Raw genomic sequence first — 23,879 nt, 5'->3', positions numbered from 1 at the left:
GAACCCCGGAGTAACGGTGCGGGGCAAAATAAAAATTAGTTACATTTGGCAAATGCCTTTCGCCATGTCAACGTTTCCCTTTTTTTTCTCTTCGAAGTCGCTCGTCTTTGCGGTATCCATCCTTGCGCTGGCCGGCTGTCATAAAGATGACAAAGGCGGTTCGGGCACTACCAACCCGGATGTGGTCCTTAAAGCGCATTCCGTTTCACCCCCGTTGGTGAAGGCCCTGCCCGGTTTTGAAAGCCTGGAAATCCTGCCACTCATCAGCAGCGACGATAAACTGGAACAATCGCCCGGTTTTGTTTTTGCCGGAGAGCCCGACGGGGCGGGCTTACTGAAGAATCCGACGGGAGACGGGTATATTTTACTGACCAATCACGAGATCATCCGCTCCCTTTCCAGGGTGTATCTGGATAAAACGTTCAAACCGGTCAAGGGTGAATACCTTCTCGATGCGGAAGGCGGCCTGTGGCGGCTGTGCTCGGCAACGCTGGCCACCCCGGCCGAACACGGTTTTGGCCCGATTTTTCTGACCGCCGGCGAGAGCGATGCCGAAGGCCGGGTTCACGCCATCGATCCGGTGGGAGCGGCTGACAAAAAAAACAGCAGCCGGACGCTCCCGGCTTTGGGCAAGGCATCGTTCGAAAACGCGCTTCCCCTGCCCAAAGGTGCCTATCCCAACAAAACCGTCATCTTGATGTCGGAAGATGAAGGAAATGGTCAGGTGACACTCTACGTTTCCAACACGGTGGGGGATTTGCAAAACGGAAAACTCTACACCCTGCGCCGAACCAACCTTGATCCGGTCGAGAAAACCATGCAGGCCGACCAGCGGTATGACGTCGAATTTGTCGAGATCGCTAACGCCAAAACCGCTACCGGAGCCCAGATTGCCGCTCAGCAACTGGAGAAAAACGCCATCCAGTTTGCCCGCGTCGAAGATATTGACTACCGGAAAGGCAGTGCTGCCAACGGGCGCGAAGTTTTTTTTGCCGTAACCGGTTCGTTCGCCAGCGACCGGGTGCAGTGGGGCCGCGTCTACCACCTCGAACTCGATGCCAGCGACCCGTTGAAGGGCAAATTGTCGTTTATTGCCGAAGGATATTCCAATCCCGGCAAGAGCCTCGTCAACCCCGACAACATCTGCGTTACCGAGAATTACGTTTACATTGGCGAAGATGGCGATGCACCGATTTCAACGCCCGATCACGACGGTCGAATCTGGCAATACGGCATTGCCACCAAACAATTGAAACCGTTTCTGGAAATGAATCACCGCCGTTCCGATGCCGAATTTCAGAAAAAATTCAATCTGATCGGGCACCAGGGTATCAGTACCTGGGAATATGGTGCCATGACCGATATTTCGGAGGTGGTTGGAATATCGAATACGTTTTTAATCAATCTGCAACCCCACACCTGGCGCGATACCAAATTCGTCAATGCAGACGGGAGTTCGATTACCAAAGACGTTAACATTTACGATAACGCGATTGGAAATATGGGCGAAGGTGGACAGATCGTTCTTGTGCGCGGTGTTCCGAAATAAGGCACTGCTTCCGGCTTTTTTTCTGGGGACGACCTGGCTGTTTGTGGTCCTGCTTGGTCAGCTCGACTCGCAGCCGTCGGTCGCCAAATCCGCAACGCAGCGGGTCAAGGGGCAATTTTCCACGGATCTGGCCGCGTTCGATGCGGTTCTTAGCGAGCAACTTTTACCGCTGGCCGAAAATAGCCGCCATTCCGATTCACTGAAAGCCGCCTTTCGGGCCTGCCGCCGGGCCTATAAAAAGCTGGAACCGTTTACCGCGTATTATTTTCCGGCAACAACCCGCCTGGTGAACGGCCCGCCCCTGCCCGAGATTGAAGCGGAGGACAACCGGATTTCGGAACCCGGCGGTTTGCAGGTAATCGAAGCGTTTATTTTTCCGGAATTTAACCTCGACCAACGCTCTGGTCTGGTTCGTGAAATCAAAAAACTCCGGCGCGAACTGGTCCGGTATGCGAATTTCTGGCAGGATACCGAGTTAACCGACGCGCACGTTTTCGATCTGTTGCGGTTGCAGATTTTTCGCCTACTTACGCTCGGAATCAGCGGATTCGACACGCCTATTTGCCAAACGGCCCTTCCGGAAGCCGCCACCTCGATAGCCGGTTTGCGAACGTATGTTAGTTTTTACGAACGAACCCAACCCGGTTTCAGCCAGCTTGACCGGCTGTTGCAGAAAACCGAAGCCCACCTGAATCAGGCAACCGATTTCAATGCATTCGATCGCGCCCATTTCATCATCACCTACGCCAATCCCCTCTCAACCCAGCTACTGGCTTACCAGAAACAGCTGGCTATTCACCCTTTTAAAGAAATTCGGGCGCTGCGAACGGAGGCCAAAACCCTGTTCGATCCTAACGCTTTCGATGCGGATTTCTACGCACCCACTTCGGCCATGCGTTCGAATGAGGCCAAAATCCTGGTAGGAAAAAAGCTGTTTTCCGACCTCCTCCTGTCGACGAGCAACGATTCTTCGGGCGGAAAACGGTCGTGTGCTACCTGCCACCAGCCGGGCCGGGCCTTCACGGATGGTTTACCCAAAAACGCAACGCTTTCCGGGCGGGGAACGGTCCGGCGCAACACGCCTACGCTGCTGAATGCCGCTTTGCAAAACCGTCAGTTCTACGATTTACGGTCCCATACGCTCGAAAACCAGTCGTCGGATGTGATTCAGAACACGGACGAAATGCACGGTTCTCTCGAATTCGCGGCCCGAACCCTGCAGCATAACAGCGCGTATAAAAGCGGGTTTAAACGGGCCTTCCCGACTATGCGGGATTCGATCGAACCCATTCACATCCAGAATGCACTTGCCGCCTACGAACGTTCGCTGGTTCGTCTCAACGCCCGGTTCGACCGGTATATGCGGGGAGAACGGGATGCGTCGGGCAAGCCGGTTATGACGGCCGAGGAAGTTTTCGGTTTTAACCTTTTCATGGGAAAAGCCAAATGCGGCACCTGCCACTTCATGCCACTGTTCAACGGTACGGTTCCGCCGGAATTTACCCAAACCGAGTCCGAAGTCATCGGCGTCCCGGTTCGGCCAAACTGCCGGCAGATCGATCCGGATCCGGGTCGTTACGCCCTCTTCCCGCTCGATCCGCTCAACTATGCCTTCAAAACACCGTCCGTTCGAAATGTAGCCCGGACGGCCCCGTATATGCACAACGGTGCGTTCCAAACGCTGGAGGAAGTGATCGAATTTTATGACCGGGGCGGTGGCCAGGGGTTGGGAATTGCGCTCGACAATCAGACTCTGCCATCCGACAAACTAAATCTGACCTCCAGCGAAAAAAAGGCATTGATCGCCTTTATGAATGCGCTCACCGACTCCATTCCGTAGTTGGCGATGGTTACGCAGTCAGGCAAAAACCAGAAAATTCATGTCTTAAACGTATAGTGATGAATGTTGTTTTTAACATGTAAATTTACTCAGCATACTGAATAAACCGACTTCCAAAAAAATCCCCGTTTCATTTAAACTCCTCTAAAACAGTCATTCAGTACCTTAATTTGGGCCATTTTTGCTTTTTTTGTAGACACTCAATCCGGCTGGCAGAAATAATTACCTATTTTTTTACAAGTAGACTGTTTATAAATTACCTAAAATCACCGTTCAGGGCAAACATATTTTGTAACTGAAAGTTCTAAGTTGACAACATACATCAGACCTAAAATCAATGCTTGCCTTTTTACTTGCTGAAGCGTCGAACGGAAAAGAAAACCTGTCTAAATCGGGCAGAATCGACTGTTCGCCACGACCTAGTGGGACCAAAACAACTTCCGGTCCTTTCAATTCGAGGTCTCATCTCGATTAATCCCGTTTAGTACCCACCCCGTACGTAGCCTTTTTTTTGAATCTTTTTGGATTGGCTGGCATGCCGGCCACTGAACCCGGTTGTTCTTTTGGTGCCTGGCCCAGGCCAGTTGACTAGCGTTCCCCGCTAAAAATGATCCGGCAGACCACGATTGGGGCTTCGTTTCGGCCCGTTCAATCTGCCGCTGCGGATTGTACCAAAACATGTTTCATTTTTCTTAACCAAACGATGGCACCTAAGCAAGGTACGTTTAAACACCAGGCCCTTTACTGGAGTCTATTTTCTCTTCTTCTGGTAATCAGTGGTTTCCTGGCTTTGGGAAGCGGCTATATGGCGTATCAGCTAACCCGGGAAAGTTCAATTACCGTTGGTTCTGCCGGTATCGGCTTTTACGTAATGTATTATCTGGGCAGTTCATTTTTACTGGTCAGATCAAAATGAAAACGCTGCTCCTTTTTCTCTGTCCCCTCCTTGGATTTTGCCAAAACCGGATTGAAGTCAAACCCATCCAGCTTTTTGCGGAGGTCGGTGGCTTTTATGGAAATTCCGCTCAAACGCCGTTTTGGCTTCGGACCAACCAATACGGTATTGTTCCGACATCGCTGCCTTATGCCACGGTGCGCGCCGGACTTCGCCGGGATTACCGGTATTATCCGGTCACGGATAGCCTACCGGCAAAACGCCGTGATTTTTTTGGTTTTGGCTACGGTGCCGAACTGGTTGGCAATACCGGTACGAGCGCAAAAACGGATGTACTAATCCCGGAACTGTACGCCAAAGTCCGCGCTGGTGCTTTCGAATTGGTCGCCGGGCGACGTCGGGAAGTCGTCGGTCTGGTGGATTCGACACTCAGTTCGGGGTCCTACAGTTGGTCGGGCAACGCTCTGCCAATCCCCAAAATCCAGATCGGACTTCCGCAGTTCACCCCGATTCCATTCACCAACGGAATCATTTCGGTCAGAGGCTTTTATGCGCATGGCTGGTTTGAAAACCGGGGCATAGTTCACCATGCGTATCTGCATCAAAAGGCGTTGTATACGCGATTGGGAAAAGCCAGGTGGCCGATCAAACTATACGCCGGTTTCAACCACCAGGTAGAATGGGGCGGAGTGACGCAGGAGCTTTCCGATGGCCTGGTTAAGAACGGGCGCTTTCCGGCCAACTTTCAATCGTATGCGTATCTGGTGACGGGTAGTAGTCTGGGGTATAATCACAACGTTGACACCACGTATTACAGCCGGTTCGACCGGGAAAACCGGATCGGAAATCACCTGGGGAGCATTGACATCGGGATGGAATTCAGTAGTAAAAAACTGTCGATTCTGGTCTACCGCCAAAGCGTTTATGAGGATGGTTCACTCTTTTACCGCACCAACCTCGAAGACGGCCTCAATGGGATTCGTTTCCGGAAGTTGACCCCGTCGTCGTCCGGGTTCCACATTACGGGCGCCGTCGTTGAGCTTTTGTACACAAAAAGCCAGGGTGGCAGTGTTTTTCAGGATCTGGATAAATTACGGGGTCGGGATAATTATTTCAACCATACGCAATACCGGAACGGCTGGTCCTATTTTGGCAACACGATCGGGACGCCTTTCATCACCCCCATGAATGATACCCGTCCGGACCTGCCGCGCTACGGTTTCTTTGCCAACAACCGGGTTCGGGCTTTCCACACGGGCCTCCAGGGCGGGTTTGCCCCATATTGTACCTTTCAGGTAAAGGTGTCCTACAGTGAAAATTTCGGAACCTATGACGTGCCCTACCCCAACACCGTCGAGCAGTTTTCGTCGCTTTTGCAAGTGGGCGTGCCGCTCAATCAAAACGGCCTGCTCTTCACGCTTGCCGCAGCTTCCGACCGGGGCGGTTTGTTCCCCAACAGCAATGCCGTATACGCCAGCGTGCGTAAAACGTGGGATTATTATAAATACCGGTCCCGAAAGGGGTAAGGAACGGTTTTCGGAATTCGGTTTAGCGTTTACAGGGCGTGCCGCCTACCTAAGAACGCGTCAGTCAGCAGGCGGCAGCTACTGTAAACCGAATACCGTAACCCGTTATCCTTCCAGTTGATTCCGCGTCTCGACCAGAAATTTGCGGATTTCCTGCAAACGTCCAATCATCTGCTTGATCTCATTCTGGCGCGACGACCGGGCTTTCAGGTGTTGCCGGGCCCCTTCCAGCGTCAGTTTTTTTTCTTCCACCAGCTCCAGGATTTCCCGCAGGTGCTCAATGTCCTCTTTGGTATAAATCCGGTCACCGGCGCGGTTTTTTCGGGGCTTGAGCGTGGGAAACTCTTTCTCGTAAAACCGCAGTTTTGATATATTGGCCCCCAGCATATCGGCCACCTCGCGAATGCCGTAATACCGTTTTGTTAACTGCTCCATAGAACAAACTTCCGTTCAAACCGGAAGAAACACAAGTTTTCCGTAAATTTGCGAATCAATTCAATCCATGAGTCGTCAACCCGTTGATGACGGACCCTAAAGTACCATGACTTCTTCCGAAATTCGCCAGCATTTTCTAGACTTTTTTCAGCGTAAAAACCACCTGATTGTTCAGTCAGCGCCCCTGGTTGCCAAAAACGACCCGACGCTCATGTTCAACAACTCAGGCATGGCTCAATTTAAGGATTTTTTTCTGGGCAACGGAACACCGCCCGCCAAACGGGTGGCCGATACCCAAAAATGTCTGCGGGTTTCGGGCAAGCACAACGACCTCGAAGATGTCGGTTTCGACACCTACCACCACACCATGTTCGAGATGCTCGGCAACTGGTCGTTTGGTGATTATTTCAAAACCGAAGCCATCACCTGGGCCTGGGAACTGCTGACGGAAGTCTATAAATTACCGAAAGACCGGCTGTATGTTTCTGTTTTTGAGGGCGATACAAAAGACAACGTTCCCTTCGATCAGGAAGCCTGGGATTTGTGGAAGCCCATTGTGGGGGAAGATCGCATCATTCTCGGCAATAAAAAAGATAATTTCTGGGAAATGGGCGATACGGGTCCGTGCGGTCCCTGCTCCGAAATCCACGTCGATTTGCGGCCTCAGTCGGAAGTCGACGTACAATCCGGCCGGGAACTGGTGAACGCCGATCACCCGCAGGTGGTCGAAATCTGGAACCTCGTTTTCATGCAGTTCAACCGCAAAGCCGACGGCTCGCTCGAACCGCTGCCCGCCCGGCACGTCGATACCGGCATGGGTTTCGAACGGCTTTGCATGGCCATTCAGGGCAAGATGTCGAACTACGACACCGACGTTTTCACGCATACCATCAAGGTGATCGAAGAACTGTCGGGCATTCCCTACGGTGGTTCGCAGCGCGATTATCCGGACGTGGCCATGCGTGTAATTGCCGACCACATTCGGGCGGTTTCGTTCGCCATCGCCGACGGGCTGATTCCCTCGAACGCGCGGGCGGGCTACGTTATCCGCCGGATTCTGCGCCGGGCCGTTCGCTACGGGTATTCGTATCTGGGCTTTACCGAACCGTTTCTGACCAAGCTGGTGCCAACGCTGGCGATGCAGTTCGCCAACGTTTTTCCCGAACTGAATGCCCAGCGTGATTTTGTGGCGACGGTGATTCGGGAAGAAGAAGCGGCTTTTCTGCGGACGCTGGAGAATGGTCTGAAACTCCTGGATAAAATTACCGCCGATTTAACGCAATCGGGTGGCACCGTCATCGACGGCGAAACGGTTTTCGAACTTAACGACACGTTTGGGTTCCCGTCGGACTTAACGGCCCTGATTGCCCGCGAAAAAGGACTTTCCATCGATGAAGCCGGTTTTCAGAAAGCCCTTCAGCAACAGAAAGAACGCTCGCGCAAGGATGCATCCTCGGCAACCGGCGACTGGACGGAACTGAATGACATCGACGGTGTCGAATTTTTAGGCTACGATCAGACCGAAGCCGAAGCCCGGATTGCCAAATACCGCAAAGTTCAAAACAAGCAGGGGACGCAATACCAGATTGTGCTGGACCGGACGCCGTTTTATGCCGAATCCGGGGGACAGATTGGCGATACCGGCCGTCTTGAAGTACGGGTTGGTGACCAAACGGTTTTAATCCGGATTGCCGATACGAAGAAAGAAAACGACCTGATCATTCATATTTCCAACGACAAGAATCTGGAGGAAATTTTGGATACTCATTCGTCGGTTCTGGCCAAAATCGACAGCAGTCGGCGCACGGCGATCAGCGATAATCACTCGGCCACGCACCTGCTTCACGCGGCTTTGCGCGATGTTCTGGGCAAGCACGTTGGTCAGAAGGGTTCGTACGTCGGGCCGGATGCGCTGCGGTTTGACTTCTCGCATTTCGCTAAAGTGACGGATGAAGAACTGGCTGAGGTTGAACGTATTGTGAATGAAAAGATCCGCGAAAACATTCCGCTGGACGAACGACGGAACGTGCCCATCGATGAAGCCAAAAACCTCGGGGCGATGGCATTGTTCGGTGAAAAATACGGCGATTTCGTCCGGGTTATCACCTTCGATCCCGCCTATTCCGTCGAACTTTGCGGAGGCACGCACGTTCCGGCCACGGGGCAGATCGGCCTTTTCAAATTTACATCCGAAGGGTCGGTATCGACCGGTATCCGACGCATCGAAGCGGTAACGGCTGAACGGGCGCTGGCCCTCCTGAACGAACAGCAAGCAACGGTTGACCAATTAAAAGAACTCCTGAAAGCGCCGAAAGACGTCCTGAAAGCCGTTCAAAGTCTGATCGATGAACGGCATCAGTTACAGAAGAAAATCGAGGCCCTGGAGTCCGAAAAGTTACAACAGATAAAAACCGACTTACTGACGAAAGTTCGGGCCAGCAATGGGCATTCGGTGATCGTTGAACGCGTCGAGGTGCCTTCGGCGGATGCGTTGAAACAACTGGCGTATGATCTGAAAGCCAAAGTCGACAACCTCGCTCTGGTACTGGGTTCGGATATCAACGGAAAACCGCAACTGGCCGTGATGCTGCCGGACGAATTGATCAAGGGAAAAAATCTTCACGCCGGGAATCTGGTGAAGGAACTGGCGAAGGAAATCCGCGGGGGTGGCGGTGGGCAGCCGTTTTTCGCCACCGCCGGCGGTACCGATGCCAGCGGACTGGATCGGGCGCTGGCAAAAGGCCGGGAGTTATTGGAAAAATAGTTTTCGGTTTACGGTTTACGGTGGCTGACGCACGCTTACGAAAAAATGCGCCAGCTACCGTAAACCAAAACTCAATTCTCGGCGTCTTTCTCTTCCTCCACTGCGGGAAGATCCGTCCCCATGACCGACCCCAGAAACGAATGATGCCAGTTATCGACTTCGCCGGGCGTTTTCAGTTCTTCAATTTCAACGACCCGGTGTTTCAGGTGCGGATATTGTTCATTCAAATCCTGCTCAATGAGAGCCGCATCGGGTGAAGTCTCAAATTTCATCGGGATGGTGGCCGGGGTTTCGGCCCCTAAATCATCGACACCCACCACCCGAACTACGAACATCTTTTCCATATTTTTTGACGCTGTTTTTTACTTAACTCGCCAGCCGGACAAAAGTTGCCGATTCGTCATTTATTGAACGGCAATCATCTCAACCATTTAATTGCTATTTTTACGTACCTACGGACTAAAGTCCGTATTTTTTCTTCTTCCAATACGGCTTAAATCGGAACGCCGGCCGGTCAACAGGTACGACTATGAAACGACTCTACGCTTACTCTTTTTTGCCCATACTCCTGATCGCCGTTCTGGCCGGAAAATTTTTCAATACGGAAAAACAGTCCGCGCCGGAGCCTATCACCCCCACGCCCGATGTTCCCTACGCGCCCATCTGCGGCATGGCGAGCGTCGGCGGTATTCCCAGTTCATTATTACAACAGGCTGTTGCCCTGCGATCGGATGTCGGACAATACCCGACGCCGACGTCCACCAAAAATCCGAAAGCGCAGGCGTATTTTGAGCAGGGCATGGCGTATCTGCACGGTTATTCCCTGGTCGAAGCCGCCCGGTCGTTTCACGAAGCCCTCAAGTATGATTCGACGTTCGTTATGGCGCATGTCGGACTGAGCCGCCTGTATATTCAGCTGGAAGACAATAAAGCCGCCCTGAAAGCCGCCGAAACGGCCAAATCGCTTTCGAAATACGCTTCGGAACGGGAGAAAGCCCACATTGATTTGCGGTTTGCGCAGTTGAAAGCCGTCGATTCGCTGAGCAATCAAAAGCTGCTGAATGACTACCGGTCGAAGGTCAACGGGGCTGTAAAACGCTTCCCGACCGATCCGGAACTGTGGTTGCTGTCGGGGAATTCTTACGAGAAATTTGCCACGGGCCGCGGCCAAGGTTCGTCCACGGGGAGCATCGCCATTTATGAAAAAATCCTCCAGTTTGCGCCCGAACACCCGGCAGCCCATCATTATCTGATTCACGCCTACGAAGGCATGAGCGATTATTCAGAAGCCCTGAAACACGGTAAAGCCTACGCCCGGCTGGCTCCGAATCTGGCCCACGCGCTCCACATGTACGCCCACGACCTGATGAAAACCGGGGATGTGGACAGTGCCATTTCGGAAATGAAACAGACGGACGCCATCGAACGCAGTTTGTATACCAGCGAAAAATACGATCCGATGTACGACTGGCATCACATTCACAACATTTCACTTTTGGCGCTGTGTTACCAGTATCAGGGCCGGATTCAGGAAGCGGAGCGGCTGGTCAGGGAGCGGTTTGAGATCAAACGCCCGATCAACCAGGAACGCACCTTTTACAATAAAATGGGCTACCCTACCCTGTTGATTACCCAAAACCGGGACGGAGAAGCCGCCCCCATCGCCGAAGACATGACGAAGGGCAAAACTCCGGGTGAGCGCGTGATCGGCCATTATCTGCTGGGGATGATTGCGCTGAAAAAGAACCAGCTCGAACCGGCACGGGCGTCGTTGAAAGCCGCCCAGACAGAACTGGTCGAGGCTAAAAAGATTGCCCAAACAGACTGGCTGAATGCCTGGCTCGATCCGCATCCGAAGTTTTTAGCGGCACTTCTGGCACTTCATGATCCTGCCGACCGCGAAAAAGGTCTGGCCGACATCCGGAAATTCCAGGCCAGCGCCCGCGACCAGACTGGCCCCGACCCCTGGATCGAAGCCCTGTTCCAGCTCGAAATGATTGCGCAGGTGGCCTACCAGTTGAAACTGAACGATTTCGCCGAAGAGGCCACAAAAGTACTGGCGGAGCACGATCCGTATTACCCCGGAACGCACCTGGCACTCGCCCGGATAGCCGATCTGAAAGGCGATAAACCCACCGCCGAACGCGAGCGTCAGCTGGCGCGGCAAGGCTGGTCGAAAGCCGATGCGGTATTTTTAACCCAGAATTTTTCCAAAAAGAAACCGTAAAATTTTATCTTGCAGGCGATGAGTCCCTACCGCCCCGGCCTGCACATCCTGTCGACTTTCAAAGCGCCACTGGCTGCGCTGACGGACGTTGAGCAATGCCGCCGGGGTTTCGACCGGCTGATTCAGGAACTGGAGCTGGCAAAAGTCGGCGAGGTGTATCATGGGTTTCCGAACGGCGGTTTTACGGCGGTCGTTTGCCTGACCGAATCCCACGTTTCCATTCATACCTGGCCCGAGAGCGGCCTGGCGACGTTCGACGTTTTTCTGTCTAATTTCCAGCAGGATAACACCCAAAAAGTCCGGCGGTTTTATGACGAATCCCTGCGTTTGTTCGGGGCAACGGCGGTCATCAATGAACAGGAAATTATCCGTTGAATTTGTCCGAAATTATGCCCACCGATCCACCCGTTCCCGAAACATCGTTTAACTGCCCGCATTGCCAGGCTCCGATTCCGGCCTACGACCTGGCCGAGAGTTCGTATTTCTGCTGCGGCCAGTGTTACACCTATTTTCAGTATGGTGACACCGGACCACCGCGCATCATCACGGCGTTTCCGGCCTTACCTACACCGCCGGCCTTGCCGCTCGGGGCAGAAGGTTATCTCGACGGAAAATGGGTTCGGGTGACGGGGATTCTGCAAAAACGGGAAGTACAGTATGAGGATACGTGGCTGGAGTATGTCCTGATGACCAAAGAAAACGGCCACCAGATGCTGTCTGAATACAACGGTCACTGGATGCTGATTCGGCCGGAAGACGGCGACTTTAAAGAGGCAGAACGCTCTAAAATCCGGGATAACGAACGCGAGTATGCGCTTTACAACCGTTATAACTGCCTCACGCTTAACGCCATTGGAGAGTTTTACTGGGATATCCTGGATGATACCAAACTGACCATTTCGGAATACATTCATCCGCCCTATATGCTGAGCCGGGAGGCTACCAGCCAGAAAACCGAGTACTACAAAGCCGTCTACAAAACACCGAACGAAATTGCGGCCGGGTTCGGTCTGGAAGCTGCGGCCTTGCCTCATGTAATTGGCGTCGGGGCCCTTCAACCCAATCCGGCAACCGAAAAATTGCCGCCAGCCGTTTGGCTGGCCACCCGACTGGCCTTGCTGGTGGTGGTTATTCAGGTATTTTTCTATTTTCTCAAACCGCATCAAACCCTTTTTACCCATACGTATACCTGGAACTCGGATTCGACGAAGCAGAGCTATTCGCAACCCCTTGTATCGCCGGAATTTGCCGTCGACGGACCGGCTGCTCTCGCCATCCGGTTGCGGGTGAATGTCGACAATAACTGGGTTGAATTACCGGTGAGTCTCATCAACGGGGAATCCGGGCAGACCTACGAGTTCACCCGAATCGTTGAATACTACCACGGCATCGACGGGGGTGAAAGCTGGGTAGAAGGGGCCCAGGAAGATGAAGCTATTTTGGCACGAATACCGTCAGGGCGTTATCACCTCAACTTTTACCCCTCTTCCGAAGGGAAAAACCTGCTCAATTTTGAGGTAAAAGTCGTGCAAAACCCGGTTTTATATTCCAATCTGTTTCTTGTGCTGGCGCTGATTGCGCTTTACCCGCTGATCCTGTTTTTTCAAAAAAACGCTTTTGAACAGAAACGGTGGGAACAAAGTGATTACACGGCCTAACTGTATGACCCGAAAACGATGTGGCAGAACCTCAAAAAAGTCAAATACGTTGCCCTGGCTGGCGGTTTGCTGGTAGCGGGCTACACCTGGGTCGAATTTTCCGGCTCCCGGCTGCTGGGCGACGACCTGGAAAGCGTCGATAAGCTCGAAAACTACAAACAAGGTTCAGGAGGTCGGCATTCGGGCCGACGCAGTTATTTTTACCACAAATAAACCCCATTCCCATGGACTTGTCTACGCTGAAGTACATCGTTCCCTCCGTCGTTTATTCCTTTGTCGGTATTCTGATTCTGGTCATCAGTTTCGTCATCATCGAGAAAATTGCGCCCGAAAACCTCTGGAAAAAGATCGTCGACGAAGAAAACGTCGCCCTTTCCATTCTGGCAGCCGCCTTTATGATTGCGGTGGCCATTATCATCAGTTCGGCCATACATGAGTAACCCCGAAAATCGGCACCGGCACCTGCTTTTGCTGTTGTCCGTTTTTGTCATTGCTACCTGCGGACTCATTTACGAACTGGTGGCCGGAACCCTAGCGAGTTACCTGCTCGGGGATTCGGTTACGCAGTTTTCGACCATCATCGGGGTCTATCTGTTTTCAATGGGCATCGGCTCGTGGCTCTCCAAATACCTCGACGGCAATCTGTTGAAGTGGTTTATCCGCATTGAAATTCTGGTGGGGCTGGTCGGCGGTTGCAGTGCTCCCCTGTTGTTTGTGTTGTTCGAATACGCGGCCTCGTTCCGGCTGGTTTTGTATACGCTGGTGAGTCTGACCGGTATTCTGGTGGGGCTGGAAATCCCGTTGCTGATGCGGATTCTGGAAAATCAGTTAACCTTCAAAGACCTGGTTTCCAGAGTATTTACATTCGATTACATCGGTGCGTTGCTGGCATCGCTGATCTTCCCGCTGGTGCTCGTTCCGTATCTGGGATTGATCCGGACCTCGCTGTTTTTTGGCCTCCTAAACATCGCCGTCGCCGGGTTTCTGCTTCATCAGTTTGCCGACACCAAACCGTATCGACGGTCGCTCGTCAGCATTCTCGCCCTTTCCTCGTTGCTTCTGCTGAGCGGTTTTGTCTACGCCGAACGGATCATGACCTACACCGAAAATCTGACGTTTCAGGACAAAGTCATTTACAGCAAAAGTACGTCCTACCAACGGATCGTGCTCACCGCCAACCCCCGCGAGCTGCGGCTTTTCCTGAACGGCAATCTTCAGTTCAGTTCGGCGGATGAATACCGCTACCACGAAGCCCTCGTCCACCCGGCTTTGCAGGCACTTCCGAAGGCAAACCGGGTGCTCGTGCTGGGTGGCGGAGACGGTTTGGCCGTTCGCGAAATCCTGAAATACCCGCAGATCCAGTCGGTTACGCTCGTCGATCTCGATGCCGGTATGACGGATTTATTTCGGCAAAATGACCTTCTGGTCAAACTGAATAACCGCTCTTTACATTCGTCTAAAGTCCGGATTATCAACACTGATGCTTATAATTTTGTCCGGCAGGATACGGCCCGCTACGACCTGATCGTGGTGGACTTTCCCGACCCGTCCAACTATTCGATCGGCAAATTATACAGTACAGCCTTTTACCGGGAACTCAACCGCCTGATGCGTCCGGGTGGGCTGGCGGTGGTGCAATCGACCTCGCCCTACATCGCCCGGCAGTCGTTCTGGTGCATCCGGAATACGATTGCCGCTTCCGGTTTTCAGACCATTCCCTACCATGCCTACATTCCCTCGTTTGGCGAATGGGGTTACGTTCTGTTGCTACGCAATCAGCACTGGCGGGGCGACGGGCCGTTGCCCGCGGGTCTGCGGTTTATCAATGCGCGAACGATTCACGACATGCTGAATTTTCCGCCCGACATGGCCGAAGTGCCGACCGAAATCAACAAGCTCAACAACCAGGTTCTGGTGCATTATTTTGAAGATGACTGGACGCCCTACGCCCACTGACCCGCCCGAATCGCCGGGCCGCCGTCAGTTTCTGGAACAGGCCGCCGGGCTTGGCTTTTCGGTTTTGCTGGCCGGTTCTGCCGGTTTGAACGCCTGTCAATCGTCGGCGTCCATCGCTCACATCAAAGGCGGGATGATCGGGGCCAATCACCAGACCGGCCATTTGCTGCGGTATCCGGAAAAACTGCCCCAGCCGACGCAAACCCGGGAAACGGATGTTCTAATTGTGGGGGGTGGCATCGCCGGACTGTCGGCCCGGCGCTGGCTCTGGCAGCAGGGCAAGCGGGATGTGTTGCTGGTGGAACTGAGTGGGCAGTTGGGCGGCAATTCCGTCGGTGGGCAGAATACCGTATCGGCCTATCCGTGGGGGGCTCACTACCTGCCCATTCCCGATCCGAGAAACCGCGAACTGGTTGATTTTCTGAAAGAATGCCACGCCATCACGGGTTTCGACGCGAACGCGCTACCGGTTTATAATGACTATTACCTTTGTCACGACCCCGAAGAGCGGCTTTTCATCAACGGACACTGGCAGGAAGGGCTGGTGCCGGATGTGGGGATTTCGGACGACGACCGGCAGCAGATTTCCCGGTTTTTCAAACTGGTTGAAGAGCTGAAACAAGCCAAAGGAAGCGATGGCCGGGACGCGTTTGCCATTCCGCTCGACCGTTCCTCGACCGATATTATTTACCGGCAACTGGATGGTATTTCGTTTGAAACCTACCTGAATCAGCACCAGTTTACGTCGCCGTATTTGCGCTGGTTTCTGGAATACGGCTGCAAGGACGATTACGGAACCACGCTGGCGAACACGTCGGCCTGGGCGGGTTTGCATTATTTTGCTTCCCGCAAAGGCGTCGCAGCCAATGCCGGAGCCAATTCGGTGCTGACCTGGCCGGAAGGCAATAGCTTTTTAGTCAAGCAGTTAGAGCAACAGGCCCAGTCTGCCATTGAGTCCAACAAACTGGTATTCGGTATTCAGGAAAATGCCGAAGGCGTCCGGGTTACGTGCTACGATGTGCTCAAAAAGGAAACCGTTGCTATTCAGGCCCGAACCGTGTTGCTGGCGACTCCGCAGTTTATTACCCAAAACCTGCTGAAAAACCGGGTTGCAAGCGGCTTTCAGTACGCGCCCTGGCTCGTTGCCAACCTGACGGTCAGCGTTTTACCGCAAAGCCGGGGCATGCCGCTTTGCTGGGATAATGTTATTTACAACAGCGCTTCGGTTGGCTACGTCACGGCCACCCACCAGCACCTCAACGCAAGTGACCAGAAAGTGATTACAGTCTATTGGCCGCTGGTGCAGGAACCGCCCGACGTGGCCCGCCGAAAAGCGTACGAAACGACGTATGCAACGTGGTTGTCGCGCCTTGTGGCCGAATTGGAAACCGCCCATCCTGGTGTTACGGAATACATTTCGGCGGCCGACTGCTGGGTTTGGGGCCACGGGATGATTGCGCCAACGCCCGGTTTTATCTGGGAGGAATCGCGCCGGAATGCCGCCCGATCAGTCAACAACAAACTGTTTTTCGCCCACTCCGACCTCAGCGGTATTTCGATTTTCGAAGAAGCATTTTACCAGGGTATTCGGGCAGCCACCGAAATTTTAGCGCAAATTCCTTCCGCCTGACACTATACCCCGGCGGCTGATCGTTGCTGCAACAGGAAGCATCCACCGCTCGTTCGTAATGAAACACCTTGTACTTAGTATGCTCTGCCTTTTTGGATTTCTGATTGACTGCCCGGCCCAGTTGACAAACCGGAAACCAATCAACCGGGCGGAATTTATTCATCTCATGCAAACCGTTGCCGCCGGTTTGAACGAAAACAACGGACGAAAAGCCGCCGACTGCTTTGCGCTGGATGCCATTTACTCCGAACCACCCAACAAACAGATTTATAGGGGCCGCGACCGGATTTTTGAATTTTTCGGGGGCTGGAAAGGCCGCCCGAAAGTGGTGCAGATGGTCTGGCATCATCTGGCTTTCGATGAGCAGACGCAGGTGGGTTCCGGCGAGTTTACCATCACGTACGGGTCAACGGTCCACGGTATGGTCAGCGTGAAAATCCGCGAAGGGCTGATCGGCAACTGGCGGGAATATTTCTACCCGTCCGCACTGGACTGGAACGGTTTTATTCTACAAAACCCGTTTTGACACGGGCTCAAAATTAATGAACCCTAGCAAAAGAAGCCTGGCCGTGCTGGCTGGGGTAGCGTTCCAAACAGTTCACTTTTAGCCGCTGTAGCGACTCCATAACCCCGTGATGCCGGGGTTTCCGATGCCAAAAAGCAACCACGCTTTTCCGGAACACCTGCTAAGTTCATTGGCTTTTGTCAGACAGACCCCTATCAGGACCGAACTTTACCAGGTTCAGTCGCCAGTCATTCAAAATTTCTTAATTTTAGCGCCGGTTGTCAGTGAAAAGGAAACGCACAAATTGTCCCGGCATAGTTTGCAAAATCGATCGGAAGGCAAAGCAACCTCGATTTTAGCTTCCACTGAGCAATGAGCTTCTCCCGATTTAAAGGGACAAATCAAGGGCTGTCTTCGGTTTAGCGTCTGGAAAGTTGCTCAATCCGGCTGTAAAATTTGCCTACTTTTATTTGAGCAGGCTGGCCACCGTTATACCGGGTATACCAACTTTACGGAATAGCAGGAGACCGGACCACTCTGCTCTTTTTAATATAGTGTTGTCTAAAGTGCTTATGACCAAAAAGTTATCCTCCTGGAATTTCTCCTTAACCAAAACGCTCGATACGGTTTCCGATTCGCTGATGAAAGAACAGATTCGGATCTTCTATTTCATGTTCATCATGAACATTCCGAAATTGTCCGTACAACTCGTCAGCTCGTACCAGGCCCACGACCAGACCGCGATGGCCAAACAGGCCCGTGCCTTCATCATAACGCTGGTGGTACTCAAAATCCTCCTGTCCAGACCCAAATCGATTTATGTCCTGATCCATATCCTTCAACTTTCGCGTGTTTTTTTTGCGGGACTGGCCTTCTACAACCAGCACATTGTCTGGGGGATTAATGCCTTTCTCCAACTGTTCATGTTTATTCTCGCCGGTTTCTTCGGACTGGGTCGAAAATGGGGCCTTATTTATTCCATTCTGCACATTTTACCGTTCCTGATCGGGTTGGTCGGCCTGAGTGGATTGGTTAACCCTTACACGGTCTTTGTAGATGAACCCGTTAATGCGGAATTCCTTTTTGTCACAGCGGCCAATTTTGTGGTCCTGGTGGTTTCCTGTTACATTTTTCACCGCGCCCTTTTTAACACCATCCACGAGAAAAACGCACTGAATGCCCAACTGGAAGAATCCATTCAGGCTAAATCCTATTTTCTGTCAACCATGTCGCATGAACTGCGGACACCCCTCAACACGGTGATTGGGATGACCAACCTGCTGCTCGCGGACAAACCCCGTACTAATCAACTGGAAAACCTCAACATTCTGCGATTTTCGGCCGAAAGCCTGCTTTCGCTCATCAACAACGTTTTAGATTTTAACAAGATCGATTTAAAGAAGATCGAACTCGAAGTCATCCCTTTTTACCTGCCCAAGCTGATCGAAGACACCAGCGCAGGTTTACAGTTGATCGCCTTCGAAAAGGGCCTGACGTTTGAGGTAGTGATTGACCCGGAATTAACCAAATGCAACGTGATTGGCGACCCCACCCGACTCACCCAGATTCTGTTCAATCTAGGGGGAAATGCCGTTAAATTCACGCTGGAGGGCAAAGTTGTCCTCAGTGCCCAGATTCTTTCTCAGAAAGCCGACGCGCTCGACATCCGGTTTACGGTTCAGGATACCGGTATTGGCATTAGCCCCGAGCAGCAAACCGCCATCTTCGATCCGTTCACGCAGGCATCCCGTGAAATCAACCGTAAATTTGGGGGTACGGGCCTAGGTCTGGCTATTGTAAAGCACTTGTTGCAGTTGCACAATAGCCAGATCCATGTAAAGAGCCAACTGAATCAAGGTTCGCAATTTTATTTCGATCTACACTATGCAACAACTCCACTTCAACAAACGCTCCACAGCCCGGCAACAGGCCAACCCAAAAGCCTGGAACAACTACACATCTTGTTGGCTGAAGACAATGCGATGAATGCCTTATTGATGCAAAAGCTTTTTACCCGATGGGGTTCCAGAATGACACTGGCAGAAAATGGCCAGCAAGTACTGGAGTTGATGGAAGCAAATCAGTATGATGTCATTTTAATGGATATCAATATGCCGGAATTAAATGGTTTTCAGACAACGGAACGCATTCGGCAATTCGCCGACCCGCAAAAAGCCAACATCCCCATTATTGCGCTGACAGCCGCGATATCGGCGGATATTATTGTTCAGATAAAAAAGAGTGGAATGAACGATTATATTGGAAAACCATTCAAAATAATTGAATTACAGAATAAGCTCATCAACAACAGCAGTCGTTAATCGTTACGATCTGGCCCTCATTCTGGCCACTGCCGGAAAGCAACCGCCTACTGATTTTAACCCCTTAGTTCCCGACCCGCCCCGCCGGGCGCCCGTTTTTTCCGGCCCGTTTCTGTAAATCATCGCCCAGATCCGCGCGGGCTTCTTCCGCCAATTTTTCCAAAACCGCCACTATTTTCGGGTTCTGTTCCCGAACATCATACCGCTCGCCGGGGTCGCGCCGGAGATCATACAAAGCCGTCGGAAACTCGTGTTCTTCGGTAGAAGGCCCCGGTTGACCGCCTTTACCCGGCAAAAATCCTTCGTAGGTGCGCCCCGGATGCGCAAACACCAGCTTCCAGTCGCCTTTTCGGACGGCTTCCAGACTATTTTTCCGGTAATAATAAAAGAAATGATCGCGCGGGGTAACGGTTTCGTCGCCTTTCAACAAGGCCACCATATCCACGCCATCGATCGATTTTTTGGGCAGTCGGGTTCCACACAGTTTCGCAACCGTCGGCAGGATTTCCAGCGTCGTCAGCAGCTTGTTGCAAACCCGCCCCGCCGGAACCACGCCCGGCCAGCGAATGAGGCACGGCACCCGGTGACCGCCCTCGAACGACGTTCCTTTTCCTTCCCGAAAACCGCCCGCCGAACCCGCATGGTCGCCGTAATTCAGCCACGGACCGTTGTCACTCGTGAAAATCACAATGGTATTTTTATCCAGCCCCTGCTGCTTCAGTTCCTGCATGATCTGCCCCACCGACCAGTCCAGTTCCATCATCACATCGCCCAGCAAACCGATGGCACTTTTACCGCGAAACCGCCTGGAAGCTGCCAGCGGCACGTGTGGCAACGGGTGTGGTACGTACAGAAAGAACGGTTCTTTCTTGTGTTTCCGAATAAATCCGACCGCCCGCTCGGTAATTGAGGACGTTAGCTGGCTCGCATCTTCCAGCGTTTTCACTTCCTGGGTGGGCGCGCTGCCCTCAATCAGGTACAAAGGCGGATAATGGGCCTGCGCCTGGTTGGGGTGTAACGGCCACATGTCGTGCGAATACGGCACCCCATAATAGTCATCGAAACCCTGCTGCTGCGGTAAAAACTTCGCCTGACTCCCCAAGTGCCACTTGCCAAAAATGCCGGTCGCATAGCCTTTCTCTTTCAACAATTCGGCAATCGTTTCTTCATCTGGATTCAGACCAATGGGTGAATTTGGACCGAGCGCACCAAACATGCCGACGCGGTTGGGGTAACAGCCCGTCAGCAAAGCCGCCCGCGACGCACTACAAACCGCCTGAGCCGCCAGAAAACTCGTAAACCGGATTCCCTCAGTGGCCATCTGGTCGAGGTTGGGAGTGGTGTATCCCGAAGCGCCATTGCAAGACAAATCGCCGTAGCCCAGGTCGTCGATAAAAAACAGCACCACGTTGGGCGTAGTGGCCGCTGGCCGGGCAACCCAGCCGCCGAGGGCCGACCAGACTCCGGCTATCAATACGATGAAAAAGGTAATTTTCAAGAACGGTTTTCTATAAATCCAGGTCATTCGAGTCATTCTGATCAGAGCAATTGATTTAGCTCGACCAATTTAGAATTTCTCGTTAATAAATGAATAATAGTCCAGACAAGTAAATACGTAAATCCGCAAATGGTAAACAATAGGTTATAACCGGCCGACAAATTTCCGGCGGCTTTATAGGTGTCGAGTAAATACCCGACCAGCATCGGAAAAAAGATTCCGCCGATCGCTCCGGCCATTCCGCCGATGCCGACAACGGAACTGACGGCCTGTTTGGGGAACAGATCCGAAGCAATCGTAAAAATGTTCGTCGCCCAGGCCTGATGCACCGCCACCGCCAGACTGATCAGCGCAACCACCATCCAGACGTTGGTTGCAAACTGGGCGAGGATGATGGAAACTTCTAAAATCGCGAACAGAAACAGGACGGTTTTCCGTGCCTTTAAGGTAGGCCAGCCCCGTTTGATGAGCCAGGAAGAGAAATACCCCCCGCCAATACTACCAATCGTCGTGGCCGTATAAATGATCAATAACTCCGGGCTAAATTTCTTTAAATCCAGTTGGTATGCGGAAGAAAAATAGGATGGCAACCAGAATAAAAAGAACCAGAATATCGGATCGATCAGCGCTTTTCCGACAATAAAAGCCCAGGTTTGCGGCAAGGCAACTAATTTAAACCAGTTGATCGAAACGCGTCCCGCTTCATGCTCTTCCTTTTCCTGCCCCGCGGTAATGAAGGCAAACTCCTGAGCAGTAAGCCGCTTTTGTTTGGTCGGTATTTCGTAAAAAATCAACCAGAAAATTAGCCAGACAAAACCCAACCCGCCGGTAATCCAGAACACTTCCTGCCAGCCGTAGTGATTTAATATCCAGGGGACAATCATTAAAGCCAGAACAACACCCACGCTCGTTCCCGAATTAAAAATACCGGTGGCCAACCCGCGTTCTTTTTTAGGAAACCATTCGGCAACGGTTTTTACGGCCGCCGGAAAATTTCCCGCTTCGCCCAGTCCCAAACCAACACGCGCGATGGCAAAGCCCATAGCGCTGCGGGCCACGGCATGAAGCATTCCGGCCACACTCCAGAATACAATCGTAAGGGTATATCCTAATTTGGTGCCGGTTTTGTCGATCAGCCAGCCCGACAGCCCTAATCCGATGGCATAAGCCGCCGTAAAAGCCATCACAATCCGGGCATAATCCGTTTCCGACCAGTTAAATTCCAGTTCGAGAATGGGTTTTAACAAACCAATAATCTGGCGGTCGAGGTAATTAATCGTCGTTGCTAGAAAAACAAGGAATACGACAATCCAGCGGTAATACTTAATTTTATAATCAGTCACAAGGATGGGGCTTAGGAATTTATCTGCACTACTAAAACGACGCCATTTTCATTTAACCGGATTCAGCTGATTGACAAATTTCTCAAAATGAAAGCCTAAACCAGTCCAGTCTTTTTTCAAAATTAACCCGGAATCGAAGAGGTGCCCGCCAACACCTAATCCATCGGCACCGGCTTTTAAAAAGTCGGTCATATTGGCAAGGCTAATTCCACCAGTCGGCACCAGTTTGACCTGATTCAACGGTGCTTTCACCTCTTTCAGATACGCCGGGCCGAGTGTGGCCGCCGGAAAAACTTTGACCATTGTGGCACCCAGCGACCAGGCTTTATAGATTTCGGAGGGTGTAAATGCCCCCGGAAAAATGGGAACGCCCCGCTCGACGCACGCCCGAATGACCGTCTCGTTGATGATGGGCGTTACAATAAACTGCGCTCCAGCCGCCAGCGCCCGTTCCAGATCCTGTTCGGTGCAAACCGTTCCGGCTCCAATGTTCAATCCGGTTGACTCATGCTCCAGGGCATAGCGAATAAGATCCTCAGCGCCAGCGGTATTCAGGGTTATTTCGATGGTTGTCAGTCCGGATTTGCGGTAAATCGGCAACATTTCCACGACATCCTCAGCCGCAACATTCCGCACAATCCCGATCAGGGGCGCTTTCGCAAATAGATCCCACGAAAAATTAGTTTGACTCATTTCAATGCGACTTAAACTTTTAAATTCTGATTTTGAAACAGGATTATCTGACCAACAATGGCGGCTTTATCGATTAGGTCAGCGGGAATAGTGGTCGTCCGACCGGACAGGTTCAGGTAGTCGATTGCCTGTTTGTAGAAGGGAAATAAATTCGTACCACTGCACAAAACCAGCTGCCAATTTGCTTTCTCCTGAAGCGGTTTTAATTCACTGCCAATTAGTAAACCGCTTAAATAAAACGCGTTTTGTATTTTGGTTAAATGACCAAATAACTGGTTGGTTCGTACGGTAAAAAGCCGATTAAGCAGCGGAGATTCTGACTCGGCAAGGCCCGATTTAAAAGCGGTCAGGTTAAGTTCCGAGAAATCACTTAAACCACTCACGTCAACCGAATCTTTTAGAATACTTTGGGATGCCATCAGATTAAAAATCTCGCCGGTCATGTAGGTTTCAAAATTCATCAGCTGCCCCCCCTGCACGTACATGTGCTTGGAATGCGTTCCGGGGAAAATAAAAATGGCCTCGTTTAACCGCTCCTTTTCCGAATCGAGTAACGCGGTTAAACCGATCAGCTGAGTCTCTTCTCCCCGCATGACGTCTTCCTGACTTTTCACGCCGGAAATCAAAATCAGTTCATGCGGAAACGTTTCGCTGGCTTCGAAAAGCCGCATGCTCGCCTGACTTCCGTCCATCGCAAACGGTAAAGAAGCATACGGCAGTTCGGCCATACCAATGGAAGAAGATGCCATACCGGAAACCGCAATGGGAACATTTTCCAGTTTTATCGCAGCTTTATCCGCCACTAATTCAATGTGTTTTCGAAGTTCTTCACGAAAGAACTGTTCCTTTAAACTACCGGAACGCTCACCAAAATTCTTCCACTTGGTAAACGTACTGGCAATTCCCTGCTGCGAAGTAACTTCTTCAATCAGTCGATAATCAGAACGATTAACTAATCGCAACCGAAAAAAGGAAGTCCCCCAGTCGCAGCACAAAAGATAGTTTATCATCAATTAGTTTGAGTTAAGAAGATGGTTTA

The 23,879-nt window shown here is 51.9% G+C and carries 20 protein-coding genes; 14 read left to right on the top strand and 6 right to left on the bottom strand.

Annotated features, from left to right (window positions below; all coding sequences use genetic code 11):
* Positions 1–64 precede the first annotated feature (64 nt).
* The 4 genes from EHT87_RS04585 (at position 65) to EHT87_RS04570 (ending at position 5,810) form a co-directional block, all read left to right on the top strand.
* Positions 65–1,549, top strand: a complete 1,485-nt coding sequence (locus EHT87_RS04585) for a PhoX family protein (RefSeq protein ID WP_124904302.1) — start codon at positions 65–67, stop codon at positions 1,547–1,549.
* Positions 1,512–3,389: a cytochrome-c peroxidase gene (locus EHT87_RS04580; protein ID WP_229320846.1), complete on the top strand. Its 1,878-nt coding sequence runs from the start codon at positions 1,512–1,514 to the stop codon at positions 3,387–3,389. The genes EHT87_RS04585 and EHT87_RS04580 overlap by 38 nt, the downstream gene beginning before the upstream one ends.
* A 703-nt stretch (positions 3,390–4,092) precedes the next feature.
* Positions 4,093–4,305, top strand: coding sequence for a hypothetical protein (locus EHT87_RS04575; protein WP_124904298.1), 213 nt, complete (start codon positions 4,093–4,095; stop codon positions 4,303–4,305).
* Positions 4,302–5,810 carry a capsule assembly Wzi family protein gene (locus tag EHT87_RS04570; RefSeq protein WP_124904296.1) on the top strand — a complete coding sequence of 503 codons (1,509 nt, stop codon included), beginning with the start codon at positions 4,302–4,304 and terminating at the stop codon, positions 5,808–5,810. The genes EHT87_RS04575 and EHT87_RS04570 overlap by 4 nt, the downstream gene beginning before the upstream one ends.
* 105 nt (positions 5,811–5,915) lie before the next feature.
* Here the strand turns inward: EHT87_RS04570 and EHT87_RS04565 are convergent, their stop codons facing one another.
* Positions 5,916–6,245, bottom strand: coding sequence for a MerR family transcriptional regulator (locus tag EHT87_RS04565; RefSeq protein WP_124904294.1), 330 nt, complete (start codon positions 6,243–6,245; stop codon positions 5,916–5,918).
* A gap of 106 nt (positions 6,246–6,351) precedes the next feature.
* On the opposite strand from EHT87_RS04565, the gene alaS reads away from it, so the two are divergent.
* Entirely contained in the window at positions 6,352–9,009 is a 2,658-nt protein-coding gene (gene alaS / locus EHT87_RS04560; protein ID WP_124904292.1) for an alanine--tRNA ligase, read from the top strand.
* Positions 9,010–9,080: 71 nt separating this feature from the next.
* On the opposite strand, the gene EHT87_RS04555 is transcribed toward alaS, so the two are convergent.
* Complete coding sequence (locus EHT87_RS04555) at positions 9,081–9,353, bottom strand: hypothetical protein (protein ID WP_124904290.1); 273 nt, start codon at positions 9,351–9,353, stop codon at positions 9,081–9,083.
* A 185-nt stretch (positions 9,354–9,538) separates the two neighbouring features.
* On the opposite strand from EHT87_RS04555, the gene EHT87_RS04550 reads away from it, so the two are divergent.
* The 9 genes from EHT87_RS04550 to EHT87_RS04510 all read left to right on the top strand — a co-directional run bounded on the left by EHT87_RS04550 (position 9,539) and on the right by EHT87_RS04510 (position 19,306).
* Positions 9,539–11,236, top strand: coding sequence for a tetratricopeptide repeat protein (locus tag EHT87_RS04550; protein ID WP_124904288.1), 1,698 nt, complete (start codon positions 9,539–9,541; stop codon positions 11,234–11,236).
* 18 nt (positions 11,237–11,254) lie between these two features.
* Positions 11,255–11,611, top strand: coding sequence for an S-adenosylmethionine decarboxylase family protein (locus EHT87_RS04545; protein WP_124904286.1), 357 nt, complete (start codon positions 11,255–11,257; stop codon positions 11,609–11,611).
* A 14-nt stretch (positions 11,612–11,625) separates the two neighbouring features.
* On the top strand, positions 11,626–12,894 hold the full coding sequence (locus tag EHT87_RS04540) for a DUF4178 domain-containing protein (protein ID WP_124904284.1): 1,269 nt from the start codon (positions 11,626–11,628) through the stop codon (positions 12,892–12,894).
* Between the two features lie 18 nt (positions 12,895–12,912).
* The gene (locus tag EHT87_RS04535) at positions 12,913–13,107 is read left to right on the top strand and encodes a hypothetical protein (RefSeq protein ID WP_124904282.1); all 195 of its coding nucleotides are present in this window, start codon (positions 12,913–12,915) and stop codon (positions 13,105–13,107) included.
* Positions 13,108–13,118: 11 nt separating this feature from the next.
* On the top strand, positions 13,119–13,334 hold the full coding sequence (locus EHT87_RS04530; protein WP_114404874.1) for a DUF350 domain-containing protein: 216 nt from the start codon (positions 13,119–13,121) through the stop codon (positions 13,332–13,334).
* A complete protein-coding gene (locus EHT87_RS04525; protein WP_124904280.1) occupies positions 13,327–14,850 on the top strand; it encodes a polyamine aminopropyltransferase in 1,524 nt (507 codons plus the stop codon). The genes EHT87_RS04530 and EHT87_RS04525 overlap by 8 nt, the downstream gene beginning before the upstream one ends.
* Complete coding sequence (locus tag EHT87_RS04520) at positions 14,825–16,480, top strand: NAD(P)-binding protein (RefSeq protein ID WP_124904278.1); 1,656 nt, start codon at positions 14,825–14,827, stop codon at positions 16,478–16,480. Before EHT87_RS04525 ends, EHT87_RS04520 begins: the two co-directional genes overlap by 26 nt.
* 79 nt (positions 16,481–16,559) lie before the next feature.
* Positions 16,560–17,006 (top strand): nuclear transport factor 2 family protein, encoded by a 447-nt coding sequence (locus tag EHT87_RS04515; RefSeq protein ID WP_221621978.1) that lies wholly within the window; start codon positions 16,560–16,562, stop codon positions 17,004–17,006.
* A 551-nt stretch (positions 17,007–17,557) separates the two neighbouring features.
* Positions 17,558–19,306, top strand: coding sequence for a response regulator (locus EHT87_RS04510; protein ID WP_124904274.1), 1,749 nt, complete (start codon positions 17,558–17,560; stop codon positions 19,304–19,306).
* A gap of 64 nt (positions 19,307–19,370) precedes the next feature.
* Here EHT87_RS04510 and EHT87_RS04505 read toward each other — a convergent pair whose 3' ends face one another.
* The 4 genes from EHT87_RS04505 to EHT87_RS04490 are packed head-to-tail and all read right to left on the bottom strand — an operon-like array spanning position 19,371 to position 23,850.
* Complete coding sequence (locus EHT87_RS04505; protein WP_229320844.1) at positions 19,371–20,804, bottom strand: sulfatase family protein; 1,434 nt, start codon at positions 20,802–20,804, stop codon at positions 19,371–19,373.
* 41 nt (positions 20,805–20,845) lie between these two features.
* On the bottom strand, positions 20,846–22,147 hold the full coding sequence (locus tag EHT87_RS04500; protein WP_124904272.1) for an MFS transporter: 1,302 nt from the start codon (positions 22,145–22,147) through the stop codon (positions 20,846–20,848).
* A gap of 48 nt (positions 22,148–22,195) precedes the next feature.
* Positions 22,196–22,840 carry a bifunctional 4-hydroxy-2-oxoglutarate aldolase/2-dehydro-3-deoxy-phosphogluconate aldolase gene (locus EHT87_RS04495; RefSeq protein WP_124904270.1) on the bottom strand — a complete coding sequence of 215 codons (645 nt, stop codon included), beginning with the start codon at positions 22,838–22,840 and terminating at the stop codon, positions 22,196–22,198.
* Between the two features lie 11 nt (positions 22,841–22,851).
* A complete protein-coding gene (locus EHT87_RS04490; protein ID WP_124904268.1) occupies positions 22,852–23,850 on the bottom strand; it encodes a 2-dehydro-3-deoxygalactonokinase in 999 nt (332 codons plus the stop codon).
* Positions 23,851–23,879 lie beyond the last annotated feature (29 nt).

The organism is Larkinella knui, assembly GCF_003858645.1.
GTDB classification, from domain to species: domain Bacteria; phylum Bacteroidota; class Bacteroidia; order Cytophagales; family Spirosomataceae; genus Larkinella; species Larkinella knui.
The sequence above is the reverse complement of the archived record's forward strand: the minus strand, read 5'-3'. Positions and strand labels throughout refer to the sequence as shown.

Coding starts and splice junctions, on each gene's coding strand:
- EHT87_RS04540 (WP_124904284.1), top strand. CDS start 11,626: ATGCCCACCGATCCACCCGTTCCCGAAACATCGTTTAACTGCCCGCAT.
- EHT87_RS04555 (WP_124904290.1), bottom strand. CDS start 9,353: ATGGAAAAGATGTTCGTAGTTCGGGTGGTGGGTGTCGATGATTTAGGG.
- alaS (WP_124904292.1), top strand. CDS start 6,352: ATGACTTCTTCCGAAATTCGCCAGCATTTTCTAGACTTTTTTCAGCGT.
- EHT87_RS04545 (WP_124904286.1), top strand. CDS start 11,255: ATGAGTCCCTACCGCCCCGGCCTGCACATCCTGTCGACTTTCAAAGCG.
- EHT87_RS04575 (WP_124904298.1), top strand. CDS start 4,093: ATGGCACCTAAGCAAGGTACGTTTAAACACCAGGCCCTTTACTGGAGT.
- EHT87_RS04530 (WP_114404874.1), top strand. CDS start 13,119: ATGGACTTGTCTACGCTGAAGTACATCGTTCCCTCCGTCGTTTATTCC.
- EHT87_RS04490 (WP_124904268.1), bottom strand. CDS start 23,850: ATGATAAACTATCTTTTGTGCTGCGACTGGGGGACTTCCTTTTTTCGG.
- EHT87_RS04525 (WP_124904280.1), top strand. CDS start 13,327: ATGAGTAACCCCGAAAATCGGCACCGGCACCTGCTTTTGCTGTTGTCC.
- EHT87_RS04510 (WP_124904274.1), top strand. CDS start 17,558: ATGACCAAAAAGTTATCCTCCTGGAATTTCTCCTTAACCAAAACGCTC.
- EHT87_RS04565 (WP_124904294.1), bottom strand. CDS start 6,245: ATGGAGCAGTTAACAAAACGGTATTACGGCATTCGCGAGGTGGCCGAT.
- EHT87_RS04535 (WP_124904282.1), top strand. CDS start 12,913: ATGTGGCAGAACCTCAAAAAAGTCAAATACGTTGCCCTGGCTGGCGGT.
- EHT87_RS04585 (WP_124904302.1), top strand. CDS start 65: ATGTCAACGTTTCCCTTTTTTTTCTCTTCGAAGTCGCTCGTCTTTGCG.
- EHT87_RS04550 (WP_124904288.1), top strand. CDS start 9,539: ATGAAACGACTCTACGCTTACTCTTTTTTGCCCATACTCCTGATCGCC.
- EHT87_RS04495 (WP_124904270.1), bottom strand. CDS start 22,840: ATGAGTCAAACTAATTTTTCGTGGGATCTATTTGCGAAAGCGCCCCTG.
- EHT87_RS04570 (WP_124904296.1), top strand. CDS start 4,302: ATGAAAACGCTGCTCCTTTTTCTCTGTCCCCTCCTTGGATTTTGCCAA.
- EHT87_RS04515 (WP_221621978.1), top strand. CDS start 16,560: ATGCTCTGCCTTTTTGGATTTCTGATTGACTGCCCGGCCCAGTTGACA.
- EHT87_RS04520 (WP_124904278.1), top strand. CDS start 14,825: ATGACTGGACGCCCTACGCCCACTGACCCGCCCGAATCGCCGGGCCGC.